Annotated in this window: 10 protein-coding genes; 7 read left to right on the plus strand and 3 right to left on the minus strand. The window is 41.6% G+C overall.

All coding sequences use genetic code 11. The features are described 5' to 3' along the window. Window positions 1-3: 3 nt before the first annotated feature. The 3 genes from artP to EL244_RS05780 all read right to left on the minus strand — a co-directional run bounded on the left by artP (window position 4) and on the right by EL244_RS05780 (window position 3,264). Entirely contained in the window at window positions 4-732 is a 729-nt protein-coding gene (gene artP / locus EL244_RS05770) for an arginine ABC transporter ATP-binding protein ArtP (RefSeq protein WP_006812634.1), read from the minus strand. Window positions 733-831: 99 nt separating this feature from the next. Then, on the minus strand, window positions 832-2,313 hold the full coding sequence (locus tag EL244_RS05775; protein ID WP_126459426.1) for a DUF2867 domain-containing protein: 1,482 nt from the start codon (window positions 2,311-2,313) through the stop codon (window positions 832-834). 51 nt (window positions 2,314-2,364) lie between these two features. After that, window positions 2,365-3,264, minus strand: a complete 900-nt coding sequence (locus EL244_RS05780) for a LysO family transporter (RefSeq protein ID WP_006812632.1) — start codon at window positions 3,262-3,264, stop codon at window positions 2,365-2,367. Between the two features lie 457 nt (window positions 3,265-3,721). On the opposite strand from EL244_RS05780, the gene EL244_RS05785 reads away from it, so the two are divergent. The 7 genes from EL244_RS05785 to EL244_RS05815 all read left to right on the plus strand — a co-directional run bounded on the left by EL244_RS05785 (window position 3,722) and on the right by EL244_RS05815 (window position 13,138). After that, window positions 3,722-5,386, plus strand: a complete 1,665-nt coding sequence (locus EL244_RS05785) for a DUF2813 domain-containing protein (RefSeq protein ID WP_126459429.1) — start codon at window positions 3,722-3,724, stop codon at window positions 5,384-5,386. 110 nt (window positions 5,387-5,496) lie between these two features. Then, window positions 5,497-6,606: a macrolide transporter subunit MacA gene (gene macA / locus EL244_RS05790; RefSeq protein ID WP_126459432.1), complete on the plus strand. Its 1,110-nt coding sequence runs from the start codon at window positions 5,497-5,499 to the stop codon at window positions 6,604-6,606. Between the two features lie 2 nt (window positions 6,607-6,608). After that, complete coding sequence (gene macB / locus EL244_RS05795) at window positions 6,609-8,552, plus strand: macrolide ABC transporter ATP-binding protein/permease MacB (protein ID WP_126462736.1); 1,944 nt, start codon at window positions 6,609-6,611, stop codon at window positions 8,550-8,552. Window positions 8,553-9,053: 501 nt separating this feature from the next. Then, complete coding sequence (locus EL244_RS05800; protein WP_126459435.1) at window positions 9,054-10,400, plus strand: purine-cytosine permease family protein; 1,347 nt, start codon at window positions 9,054-9,056, stop codon at window positions 10,398-10,400. A 10-nt stretch (window positions 10,401-10,410) separates the two neighbouring features. Next, window positions 10,411-11,244, plus strand: a complete 834-nt coding sequence (locus EL244_RS05805) for a nitrilase-related carbon-nitrogen hydrolase (protein WP_006812625.1) — start codon at window positions 10,411-10,413, stop codon at window positions 11,242-11,244. Next, window positions 11,241-11,978, plus strand: a complete 738-nt coding sequence (locus EL244_RS05810; protein WP_126459438.1) for an IclR family transcriptional regulator — start codon at window positions 11,241-11,243, stop codon at window positions 11,976-11,978. The genes EL244_RS05805 and EL244_RS05810 overlap by 4 nt, the downstream gene beginning before the upstream one ends. Window positions 11,979-12,205: 227 nt before the next feature. Next, window positions 12,206-13,138, plus strand: a complete 933-nt coding sequence (locus tag EL244_RS05815) for a DUF1177 domain-containing protein (protein ID WP_115164114.1) — start codon at window positions 12,206-12,208, stop codon at window positions 13,136-13,138. Window positions 13,139-13,189 lie beyond the last annotated feature (51 nt).

Below are 13,189 nucleotides of genomic sequence, written 5' to 3' on the forward strand. Positions count from 1 at the left end.
CTATTAGTGGGACAGATAATTTGCAAATGCTTCAGTTTGCGGAGCAGAGAAATGGCTTGCATCCCCTTGCTCAACAATATGGCCGTTTTCCATATACACGACACGGCTAGCGGTTTTACGTGCAATTTCAACTTCATGGGTCACAATAACTTGGGTGATCCCTGTAGCTGATAATTCACGAATAATATCGACGACTTGGGCAGTGATTTCTGGATCTAGCGCTGCCGTTGGTTCATCAAACAATAAAACTTGTGGTTCCATCATCAGGGCTCGAGCAATTGCAACACGTTGCTGTTGACCTCCAGATAGATGCAACGGATAGCGGTCTGCGAATGGAGATAAACGCAGGCGCTCTAGCAGTTTAGACGCTTTTTCTTGAGCTTGTTGTTTGGATAATTTCAGTACTCGACAGGGGGCTTCAATTAAGTTGTCCATCACGCTTAAATGGGGCCACAGGTTGTATTGCTGAAAAACCATACCAACATTTTGGCGCAGGTCACGGATTGCTTTGGTTTCTGGAGCCGAAGCAAAATTGAACTGATGACCTGCAATGTTTAGCTGACCTGAACGTGGCATTTCCAGCAGATTTAGCACGCGCAATAAAGAACTTTTGCCCGCGCCGCTTGGTCCGAGTAATACCATGGTCTCACCAGCAGAGCACTCTAGATTGATATCAAACAGTGCCTGATGGTTGCCGTAGAAACAGTTTATGTTTTTTAATTGAATGCTCATGCTTACCAATAATATCTAAATTAACTACCTGAGATATTAATCCTGTAAGCATATTTATGCAATATTTTATGCATAAAAATTTGGTTTTTTACGCTGAAATTATTCAGACTTAGCGGTGGTATGCTCTGTATGTTGCTGGACAGCGAGTTGTTTATCTCGCTCGATAGCCAGTTCACTAATTCGCTTAGCCATTCCTTTAAAGATAAACAGGTGAGCTGGCATCATTGCAAACCAATAGAGTAGCCCACAGAAACCAGCTGGATGCCACCAAGCACGAACATCAATAGACCGTAAATTGCCGCTATCATGAATCGTAAAGGTTAATCGACCAAGCCCCGGCGCTTTCATACCGAATAGCAGACTGAGTTGTTTATTAGGCTCAATATTGATCACTCGCCAACCATCGACTTCATCTCCAAGCTGGAGTTCCTCACGATCGGGTCTGCCATATTTTACTTTATTGAACATCATGTCATCCATAATGGCGCGAGTTTTCCATAGACCATTGGCGTAAAAATAACCGTCTTTACCACCAATTTGCTGAACTACATGCCATAACGATTCCGCTGATGCGCTGGTTCCTAGCGTTGCGCCAGCTTGTTTTGGATAAAACCCATAACCAGGTTTCCAGCGTTTTCTGACTTCAGGATCATAACCCCAATCAGCATTATCTATTGCATTCGCTTCTTCTGCTAAAGTGCTGCGAACTGCATCATCGAATGAGATCAGTGTTTGTGGGATTAGCTCACGAATCGCTTTATCATCGGCAGGGAGGTCATGTTGTAATCCTTGAATTAACTCTTTAGCGATAGACGGTGGTACCGAGGTTATCAAGCTAATAAAGTGAACCGATATCATACTGACTGGAATGGGAATAGGGATCAGTAATCGGCGTTTTCCCGAGACTTTGATAAAGCGCTTAAAGAGCTCTTGGTAGCTAATGTATTCTGGTCCACCGGCATCTAAAATCTGGCTTTCAGTGATAGGTAATTGAGCCAATTGAGTCAAATAGTACAGAATATTTTCGAGGGCGATAGGAGACGATTTAGAACGCACCCAACGCGGGGGCGTTAAGATGGCAAGGTTATAAACCATATCACGCATGATTTCGAAAGCTGCGGAGCCTGAACCTACAATAATTGAAGCGCGTATTTCCGTCACAGGAATACCACTTTCACGTAAAATTTCTCCGGTTAAACGTCTAGCAATCAAATGGAGAGAATAGGTGTGCCCATGTTGTAAGGCGCTCAGGTAAATAACCTGTTTAACATTGGAATTTTGTAGAGCTTGCTGAACGTTACGTGCGGCTTCTCGTTCACGTTCAATGAGATTGGCTTGATCGGCCATACTGTGGACAAGGAAATAGACAATGTCTATTTCCTGCATAATATCGATTAGCGTCTCAGGTTGGTGTAAATCGACATAAACACAACGGGTATCAGACCAGCCTTGGGAGAGCATCCAGTCCACACGGCGTGCAGCGGCAGTAACTTTATGACCTTCTTGTAATAACTTTGGGATCAAATTTTGCCCAATATAGCCGCTGGCGCCCAACACTAAAACTCGCTGTTTAACCGTCATGTTAATTTCCTGTGATATGCAGATTAACGGCTATTGTGACTGAAATTTTACCTATGTAAAGAAGGCCATTAGAATTGGCGTAATTAGACTGAGCACGAACCCATGTACAATGGCGGCCGGAACAATGGCTACCCCACCACTACGTTGCAAAACGGGCAGAGTAAAGTCCATTGATGTTGAGCCACAGATCCCCAATGCGGTAGAACGATATCGATTGATTATCAATGGGATGAGCATAATGGCAGCGAGCTCCCTCATTAGGTCATTAAAGAAAGCGGCACTGCCCATAACCGGCCCATAAGCATCCGTGAGCAAGATACCGGTTAGTGAGTACCAACCGAATCCAGAAGCTAGTGCTAGCCCCATTTTTACCGGTAAGCCAAGGACAAATGCAGCAATAGCACCGCCAATTAGTGCACTCACTCCCATAACGAGGGCAATGGTCGTTCCTCGGCGATTAATTAAAATTTGTTTGATGTGCATTCCGCTGTTACGTAATTGAACACCGACTAATAATAGCAGTAGCATTAGGGCAATTTGACTGCCTTTATCCGCATAATGTAAAAATTCAAATCCAGTTAGCCCCACGACAAAACCAATCAATAAAACACCACACAATTGTAGGGATTCGAATACCATTTTGATGCGTGAAGGTGGTTTTTCTTGCTTGTGTTGAGGGACTTTCCAAGGATCGAGTTTATCGAGAATCACGAGGGAAATAATGTTCATTCCAAAGATACAACCAAAGAATGTCAGTGCATAAATTAAGATTGAAACAAGATGAACACTTAAATTTTCTAGTAAAGCGAGGGTAATACCCATTAAAAATAGAATCACATACACCATCGAGTTTAAAGTTTGGTGGACACGATGAAGCACATTTTTATTTTTGATAGGTATCAAGTAACCGAGAACTAACGGCAGAAGAATAATCAGCAAACCAGAATACATGTTAGTGCCCTTTTTGTTTTATCCCATGAACTACACGGATTACACCAATCTAAACAATTTATATTAACGCAAACAAAGGATTATATTTGAATTCTTGTGAACACCGCTATTTAAACACAAATAAATTTAGCCTGTGATGCTAAATATTGAATATACCATAAATATTTTTTATTGGTTATTAGCTTAAAAATAGGAGAAAAAACCCAAAAAATAAAGATAATTCTATCCATTTAACTAAGGTTCATAAGTGAATTTGGTGATTTATACGGATGTGTTCTTTTTTTGCTCAGCTCTCATTCGTATAGTAATCATTTGAGCAAATGAGTAAGCTTTTATTGGTGATAGTTTAAGTGAATTCACGGATCCTATTAGTATCATACTGTTACAATGGCAATCAGCTATCCACTGCAATTGGCATGACAATAAGTCGATAATACAATACTGCAAGGAGAGAGATATGTATCTGGAACGAGTGGAAATATATGGATTTAGGGGGATTAACCGGCTCTCTCTACAGCTTAATAATAATACCGTCTTAATCGGTGAAAACTCATGGGGTAAATCGAGTTTACTGGATGCCCTTGATATCATACTTTCTCCTGAAAATCGTGAGTACCAAATTACAGCTTCTGATTTTCACCATCCTACAGGGGACAACGAGGCATTAAATCGTTCTTTACAGATAGTCTTAAAGTTCTGCGAATCAGCACCTGGACGCCATCAATCTTATCGCTTTCAAAATTTAGCATCTGTTTGGGTTGATAATGGTGATGGGCTAAAACATATATTTTATCGTGTGAGCGCTGAATTAAAAGATGACAATACAGTAACGGTTGATAAGTGCTTCCTTAATTCAGGGGGAAATAAGCTTTCCCTTGATAATGTAGGAAAATACATCAAAGAAATCGTACGTTTATATCCCGTTATTCGTTTACGTGATGCGCGTTTTATTAATGATCTAAATCCAACTACAGTGACGGGGGGAAGCCCAAATTTCCGTGATACGCTGAATCAGCAAATTAAAGAGTTAACGCATGCCTTAGTGAATAATCCTGAACGTCTAAGTAATGAAGATCTCAAAGATGGGATCGATGCCATGCAGCAATTATTAAGCCACTATTTTTCTGGAAAAAGTGGTCATATGACTAAGTTGGGGCATTCGTACTCCAGTATTGAACCGCGCAAGCGAGGCTGGCAGGCATTAGATAATATCAATCGACTCATTGCCAAACCAAATCAGCGTAATATTCGCCTAATTATTTTAGGGGTGTTTTCTTCATTATTGCAGGCGAAAGGAAATATTGAGCTGGATAAACATGCCCGCCCAATCATTATTGTGGAAGACCCTGAAACACGGCTACATCCAATCATGTTATCTATTGCGTGGGGATTATTTAGTCTGTTCTCTTTACAGCGGATCACCACGACCAACTCGGGGGACTTATTGTCCCAAACGCCGATTGATAGCTTATGTCGGCTGGTTCGTGATACCAATAAAGTTTCAACATTCAGGATAGCACCGAATGATTTAAGTCCTGAAGAGTTGCGTAAGATATCATTTCATATTCGTTTCAACCGTCCTTCTTCTCTATTTGCCCGTTGTTGGCTATTAGTTGAGGGGGAAACCGAAATTTGGTTAATGAGCGAATTTGCAAGACAATGTAATTATTTCTTTGAAACTGAAGGCATTAAAGTCATTGCATTTGCTCAAAGTGGCCTAAAACCATTGTTAAAATATGCGAATAAAATGGGAATAGAATGGCATGTATTAACTGATGGGGATGAAGCTGGACGAAAGTATGCGGCAACAGCGACGCATTATGCGAATAAAATAAATTCACCAGACAGAGACCGACTTACCATGCTATCGGCACCGGATATGGAGCATTTTCTTTATCGTGAAGGCTTCAAAAGCTTATACCATGAAATTGCGGAGATTCCAGAGAATGCGCGAGTTTCTACTCGGCGAGTGATTTTAAAAGCCATTTCGCGCACGTCAAAACCTGACTTGGCGCTGGCGACAGTTAACCGAGCCGCAGAATTGGGGCCAGATTCGGTGCCATTAGCATTGAGAAATATGTTTTCTCGGGTGGCATGGCTGGCTCGTGGTAAGGCGTACTGAGTATATTTTGCAGTTAATCTGAAGCTTGTTTAGTGAAGTGAGATGATTATTCAGCTATCTTATTTTCAAGGGAGGGGAGTGCCCTCCTATTGAAAATAGGAACATCATTGATGCCGATTAAATCAAGGAAAAAATGGATTTTATCTTTACTTGTCCTAATGGTCGCTATTGGAGCAGGATGGTTTTTTCTTGGCAATCCACAGTCTGAGACCTTCCAAACAGTGGATGTTACGCGAGGCGACCTCAATAAGCAGGTGCTTGCAACCGGTAAGCTTGATGCTGTGCGCAAAGTTGATGTTGGAGCTCAGGTAAGTGGTCAATTACAGACTCTGTATGTCAAAGAAGGGGATGTGGTTAAAAAAGGTGACTTACTGGCAGTCATTGACCCACAAAAAGCCCAAAACGAAGTCACCGAATCCCAAGAAACAATTCATGAATTAGAATCTAATCTAGCTTTAGCCAAGGCTGAGTTAAGACTCGCTGAAATTACATATCAGCGGCATTTAAGCTTGTCAAAAGTTCAAGCCGTATCCCAACAAGATCTGGATAAAGCCAGAACGGACGTTGAAGTTAAAAAGGCGCAAGTGGCGACTTATCAGTCTCAAATTAAGCGTAACCAAGCGTCTTTAGATACTGCTAAAACAAATCTTAAATATACCCAAATTACCGCACCAATGGACGGTATCGTCACATTTATCAAAACGTTACAAGGGCAAACAGTAATCGCAGCTCAAGAGGCTCCAACGATTTTAACCTTGGCAGATATGGATACTATGCTGGTTAAAGCTGAAGTCTCTGAAGCAGATGTTATCTACTTGGAACCGGGGCAAAATGTGTCATTTACCGTTCTGGGTGCTCCAGATAAAAAATTTGCAGGAAAGTTGAAAGATATTTTACCAACCCCTGAAAAAATTAATGATGCTATTTTCTATTATGCACGTTTTGAAGTACCCAATCCCCAGCATCTGTTAAAGCTACAAATGACCGCTCAAGTGACTATCGATCTCGAATCACGTAACAATATATTATTACTGCCACTTTTAGCGTTAGGGAATGAAGTTTCGCCGCAAACTTATGAAGTGGAAATTCTTAAAGATGGCGTTCCACAAAAAACAACCATCGAGATTGGTGGGCGCAATGATGTGTCTGTTGAAGTGCTAAAAGGCTTGAGTGAGGGGGATAAAGTCATTATCGGACGTAACAGTGATATGGAGTCTTGATGATGGCGACATTACTCGAACTGAATAAAATTACTCGACGCTATCCCGCAGGTGAGCAAGAAATTACGGTCTTAAAAGATGTCTCCTTGAAAATTAATTCAGGAGAGATGGTTGCAATTATTGGTGCTTCAGGTTCAGGCAAATCCACCTTAATGAATATTTTGGGATGCTTGGATAAGCCTTCTGCTGGACAATATTATGTCGCAGGACAAAATATTGCAGAACTTGATAATGACCAACTTGCTCAGTTACGACGTGAACATTTTGGTTTTATTTTTCAACGTTATCATCTTTTAAGTCATTTAAGTGCTGAGCAAAACGTAGAAATTCCAGCTATTTATGCAGGAGTTGGTAAGTCTTCTCGACATGAGCGAGCCGCGCAATTATTACAACGTTTAGGGCTAGGGGAACGAGTCAATTATCGTCCTAGTCAGCTTTCTGGTGGGCAGCAGCAACGTGTCAGTATTGCTCGCGCCTTGATGAATGGCGGTCATGTTATTCTGGCAGATGAACCAACGGGAGCTTTGGATAGTCACTCTGGTGAAGAGGTAATGAAGATCTTAAAAGATCTCTGTGCTCAAGGCCATACGGTGATTATTGTGACCCATGACCCTAAAGTTGCCCAGCAAGCAGAAAGAATCATCGAAATCAAAGATGGCGAAATCATTAATGATTCGGGGGCTAAATCTGTAGTAGCTACCTCATTACCAGTAAAAGCTGCGGTTAGAAAATCATCAATTCCTCAAATTTATGGGCGCTTTAGTGAAGCTTTACTGATGGCATGGCGTGCGATGGTTGTCAATAAAATGCGAACATTGCTCACTATGCTGGGTATTGTGATAGGGATTGCTTCAGTGGTATCCATCATGGTGATAGGTGACGCTGCAAAAGGAATGGTGCTAAATGATATAAAATCAATTGGAACAAATACGATTTCAATTTATCCCGGAACCGATTTTGGTAGCGATGATCCAGAGAATCGGCAAGCACTAAAAGATTCGGATATCACTGCGATAGCCCAACAACCGTATGTGCAGTCAGTGACTGGTTCCATTGAATCTTCAGCTCGATTACGTAACGGCAATATTGATGCAACTGCACGAGTTTCTGGTGTGGGTACAGACTATTTTAATGTCTACGCCGAAAAATTTGCCGAGGGAATGGGATTCACGCCTGAAATGCAAAGTAGACGTGCTCAAGTAGTGGTGATTGATAGCAATACTAAGCGGCGTTTTTTTCCAAACAAACTGAATGTTGTGGGGGAAATATTATTAATTAATAATGTTCCAGCCACTGTGATTGGTGTACTTGGGGAGCAAAAATCCATATTCAGTGCGGGTAAAAATCTTCAAGTTTTTTTACCTGATACGACGGTTAACGGAAAATTATTAAACCGACCTTATTACGACACTATTGTGGTTCGAGTAAAAGATGGCACCGATGCACAGGTAGCAGAGCAGCAGTTAGTTCGTTTATTGACACTGAGGCATGGGAAAAAAGATATTTTTACCTATAACATGGATACGTTTGTTAAAACGGCGGAAAAAACGACACGTACAATGCAGTTATTCTTGACGTTAGTTGCGGTTATTTCTCTCGTTGTCGGTGGTATTGGGGTGATGAATATCATGCTGGTTTCCGTGACAGAGAGAACTCGTGAAATTGGTATTCGCATGGCCGTAGGGGCACGTACGAGTGATGTTATGCAGCAATTCCTTATTGAGGCGGTTCTGGTCTGTTTAATCGGTGGATTAATGGGGATTGGTTTGTCTTATGGGATTAGTTTGATTGCTCAAATTGCATTACCAGGATGGACATTCACGTTTGATCCCATTGCATTAGTGAGTGCTTTCGCGTGCTCGACAGCAATTGGTATTATTTTTGGTTTCCTCCCTGCAAGAAGCGCTGCTCGACTAAATCCTATTGATGCCTTAGCGCGAGAATAGTCTTTCAATGATCTCCATCTCCTCGACATTCGGTTGAGGAGAGCTTCACTCATCACCAATCTAAAAATTTTTTTCATTCTTAAAATTATCTTTATAAATAGAATTTTATTTTGGACTAGAAATAAATGGGATAAATGGGATTTTGTAACAGATTTTTAATGAGATTAACTGCAATGAAGAGCTTATTCGTTTCGGATTAATCCGTGAAAAACAGATTTATCTTTTGAAGATGGCACTTTTTGTGAAATATCTCTAATCTAAAATAGAGTTTTTAAGCCATTAATTTATAGCTTATTTTGTTTTTATTCCCACTATATCGCCCCTGAATTAAATAACCGATAATAAAAAAGGCTCTGAAAAAGATAAATTCTTCTTGCGATTGGGTACCGATCGTGGATATCATTCGCACTACAGAATAAATGAAACCTAGTTCCATTAAATGGAACTTCGCAGAAAGCCAATAAAATATAAGCAAAGACTCTTACACAGCAGGCGTTGAACATGGCAAATAAAGCAGGTGAAGATTATTCTCTGGCTCGAGTACCCCAAAGTGCTCGTCGACCGTTTTATGAAGTATTAATTCTTAGAATTGGCTCACTGGCTTGCGTTTCGCAAGTGATGTTAGGTGCAGCTCTTGGATATGGATTAACGTTTTGGCAGGCGTTTTGGGCGACCATGCTAGGCTCCGTAATTTTACAAGTTGTAAGTTGGGGTTTAGGGGCGGCTGCTTGTCGCGAAGGAATGTCAATCAGTCTACTGTCTCGGTGGGCTGGTTTTGGAAAGTTGGGCTCAGCATTAATTGGGGGAGCGATTGCTATCTCCTTAATGGGGTGGTTCGGCGTCCAAAATGGTTTCTTCGCAGATGGAATGTATAAAGCGACTAACGTGCTAACACCAGGGACCTGGTCGCTTATTACAGGTATTGCGGTGACAGTTATTACGGTATATGGGTATCGATTTTTATCTATTACCGCCAATATCTCAACACCGCTATTTTTATTCGCATTAGGCTGGGCAACTTATAATTTATTATCAGGTCAGGACATTAGCGCACTGATTAATGCCACTGAACCCGCCGGGCCGTTAATGACTATGCCAGCTGCAATCACCATGGTTGCTGGTGGGTTTATTATTTCAGCCGTCACGACACCAGACATCAGCCGCTTTATGCATAAGCCTAAAGATGTTTTCTGGATGACCTTGATCGGTACTTTCTGTGGCGAACTGTTCGTCAACATGATTGCGGTATTGATGGCTCTTGCACTACGCACTAGTCAAGTATTTGATTTGATGATGGCGTTAACAGGGTTGCTTGGTGCATCGATTGTTATCTTCTCAACAATTAAAATGAACGATATCAATCTCTATTCTTCATCCCTTGGTTTTACAACATTACTTAACGCTATTTTTAATAAACGTTTTGACCGCCGTTATTTAACATGGGTAATTGGTATTTTCGGTACCATCGCATCAATGCTAGGTATCTTGGATAACTTTATCAGTTTCTTAATTTATCTCGGCATTTCAATCCCACCGGTTGCCGGCATTATGGTGGTTGATTACTACATATTAAAACGCGAGAGAAAAGAGTTGGATATCACTCGTGAACAGGGGATTTTACCAACTCGTTGTGAAGCTTATAACCCAATTACCTTAATTGCATGGTGTTTGGCTGTGCTTGTCGGATGGGGAACCTCGGCATTAGGCCCATTTAGTGCAGATATTGGTGTTCCAGCACTTAATTCATTATTAACCGGTGCCATTGTTTACTGGGTTGCGATGAGTTGGTTCGCGAAGGCTCGCAAACAAGATAACGTCCATTTTCGCCAAGTATCTCACTTAGATTAAGGAACACAGGATGACAGATAACAGAGTTAAAGTGGCATTAGCCCAGTTTGATTCTGAGCTGGGTAACAAACAACGTAATTTGCAACGCATGGCTCAATTATGTGAGCAAGCGGCAGCTCAGGGGGCTAAATTAATTTGCTTTCCTGAATTGGCAACAACGGGTTATCGCGGCGATTTGTTATCCAATAAGTTATGGGATCTCAGTGATTCCGAAGGAAGCGAAACTTATTGTTTATTCAGTGAGTTAGCTTCCCGCTTAAATCTCTCTATTGTTGCTGGGTTTGCAGAACGAGGAAGTTACCTCGGCGAAGTTTATAACTCTGTTGGGCTATGGAATCCCGGTTGTAAAACGATTAGCGGCGTATTCCGTAAAGTTCATGCCTTTGGTATCGAAAAGCAGTGGTTTAAAAACGGGGATAGTTTCCCTGTATTTGATACCCCAATAGGCAAAGTCGGTATCATGATTTGTTATGACATGGGTTTCCCTGAAGTTGCTCGTATTCTTACCCTGCAAGGTGCTGAATTACTCATCGCACCATCTGCATGGTGTGTTCAGGATCGGGATATGTGGGATATCAATACGGCATGTCGAGCATTGGAAAATGGAACTCACCTCCTTGCGGTAAATCGTTGGGGGAGTGAAGAAGATTTACATCTATTTGGTGGCAGCAAAGTACTGGGTCCACGTGGACAAGTTCTATGCGAAGCGACCTGTGATGGCGAAGCGCTATTAATAGGTGAAGTTGATTTTCGTCTTCAGGCACATACTCGATTGAGTGTGCCTTATTTAAGGGATAGAAAGCCACAACGTTATGGCTTACTGATTCAGGAAACTCAGGTATGAGTATTTTATCTAGCGTCGTTGATGTTTATCGCCTGTTTTTACGCTCAGGTAATGAGCTAACGGTGACAACATTAGTGAATGAGTTGGGGATGCCAAAAAGCTCTGCATCTCGCTTATTAAAGCAAATGGCGGAGCTAGGGCTGTTAGAAAAAAAGAGTAATGCGCCGATTTATCGTCCCGGTTTATTGGTTATGGAGATTGCGCATCGAGCCAGAGGTATGAATCATCTGATTGATATGGCACTTGAAGCTCTTGATAGCCTGACGAAAGATTCCGGATTTACTAGCTATGTTTCGGCGTTAGATGAAGACAAAGTTCGTGTGGTTCATGCCAGAATCGGCAATAGCATGTTACAGGTAATTACTCAGCCAGGTACTCGTTTACCGATCGCTGGAACCTCAACAGGACGCGCTTTATTGGCGAGATTGCCTGTACATGAACGCGCAGAATTAATTAAGTTAGAGTCGGAAGAACAACAAGCTAGCCTCGATGAGCGCATGAATATTATTTTAGCGCGTGGCTGGGAATTTTCGGTCAATGAGTCAGTTGCTTCAGTTTCCAGTACAGTTTATGACCCATCACAAAGTACGTTATATGCTTTGTGCTTAAGTCTTCCAGCATCTCAAATGACCGAAGAGGTTATTGAGCAGCTATCTCAAGATCTTTGCCGTAAGGCTTCTTACCTAGGATGTATGGTTGGAGACCCTTATTGGCTAGAACGTAGTGCCAAGTAGTGAAAGACTGGTAATACTTGTAAGAAAAGTAGTAAAGACACCATAAGTATGTAGTGAGTACCCGCAGTAAATAATAATTAAATATCATTCAAAGTGCGTGAATACGCCTTCACCAGGAAATAAGGTTTTAACGCTTGTTAAAATCTTTCAGGGCGAACGGATACCCCTTTGGTATCTTAGTAGCCCTAAAACTATCTAAAAAAATAATTAGAATTAAAGGAAGTACAATGACTCTAAAGCAAACTCTGTGCGTTTATGAGCTGCTCGATTGTGCAAATGTTAGTGGGAATGATGTTGTTAAATTGTTCCAAGATTTTCCCGCCGTACAAGTCACCTCAACAACAGTGACAGACAGTAAAGGTCAAAGTGACTTTATCCGCATTACCATCCCCGGAACTCAAGGTAAATCCAAAGGTTATCAAGCACCAACATTAGGTATTATTGGGCGCTTAGGGGGAATTGGTGCACGACCTTCTCGTGTTGGTGTCGTCTCAGATGCTGATGGTGCAATTGCCGCGATCACCGCAGGATTGAAGCTTGCACAGATGCAGCAACGAGGCGATAAATTACTGGGCGATGTGATTATCACCACGCATATTTGTCCAAATGCACCGACCCGCCCACATACGCCAGTTGATTTTATGGATTCTCCTCTTGAAGATCAGACCATGAATCAATATGAAGGGATCCCTGAAGCGGATGCGATTTTGTCAGTCGATACCACCAAAGGCAATCGACTGTTAAATCATAAAGGCTATGCGCTTTCGCCCACCGTTAAAGCGGGTTATATCTTGCCTGTATCTGAAGATTTATTACGCTTAATGGAGTGGAGCAGTGGGCAAAATGCGGTGACTTTTCCATTGTCAATTCAAGATATTACGCCTTATGGTAATGGACTTCATCATATTAATAGCATCATGCAGCCTGCAGTTTCGACACTTGCACCAGTAGTGGGTGTTGCGATTTGTACTGAAACGGTTGTTCCTGGATGTTCTACCGGATCCAGTCACGAGGTTGATATTGCAGCTTCAGTGAAGTTTATCATTGAGGTAGCAAAAGAATTTGGCGAAGGTAAATGCTCTTTCTATGATTTGGAACAGTACCAATTATTGACCCAACTTTATGGGGATATGAAGCATTTACAGGATGCAGACCAATAATCGTTTATTTTGCAACTTATCTTAATACCTAATAGCCACAGTTAATTATTT

Origin of the sequence: Providencia rustigianii (assembly GCF_900637755.1) — a bacterium.
Classification (GTDB): Bacteria; Pseudomonadota; Gammaproteobacteria; order Enterobacterales; family Enterobacteriaceae; genus Providencia; species Providencia rustigianii.

What these genes read in the sequence shown, in the direction of transcription:
- EL244_RS05815 (WP_115164114.1), top strand. Translation starts at nt 12,206, where the DNA reads ATGACTCTAAAGCAAACTCTGTGCGTTTATGAGCTGCTCGATTGTGCA.
- EL244_RS05800 (WP_126459435.1), top strand. Translation starts at nt 9,054, where the DNA reads ATGGCAAATAAAGCAGGTGAAGATTATTCTCTGGCTCGAGTACCCCAA.
- macB (WP_126462736.1), top strand. Translation starts at nt 6,609, where the DNA reads ATGGCGACATTACTCGAACTGAATAAAATTACTCGACGCTATCCCGCA.
- artP (WP_006812634.1), bottom strand. Translation starts at nt 732, where the DNA reads ATGAGCATTCAATTAAAAAACATAAACTGTTTCTACGGCAACCATCAG.
- EL244_RS05785 (WP_126459429.1), top strand. Translation starts at nt 3,722, where the DNA reads ATGTATCTGGAACGAGTGGAAATATATGGATTTAGGGGGATTAACCGG.
- EL244_RS05775 (WP_126459426.1), bottom strand. Translation starts at nt 2,313, where the DNA reads ATGACGGTTAAACAGCGAGTTTTAGTGTTGGGCGCCAGCGGCTATATT.
- macA (WP_126459432.1), top strand. Translation starts at nt 5,497, where the DNA reads ATGCCGATTAAATCAAGGAAAAAATGGATTTTATCTTTACTTGTCCTA.
- EL244_RS05805 (WP_006812625.1), top strand. Translation starts at nt 10,411, where the DNA reads ATGACAGATAACAGAGTTAAAGTGGCATTAGCCCAGTTTGATTCTGAG.
- EL244_RS05810 (WP_126459438.1), top strand. Translation starts at nt 11,241, where the DNA reads ATGAGTATTTTATCTAGCGTCGTTGATGTTTATCGCCTGTTTTTACGC.
- EL244_RS05780 (WP_006812632.1), bottom strand. Translation starts at nt 3,264, where the DNA reads ATGTATTCTGGTTTGCTGATTATTCTTCTGCCGTTAGTTCTCGGTTAC.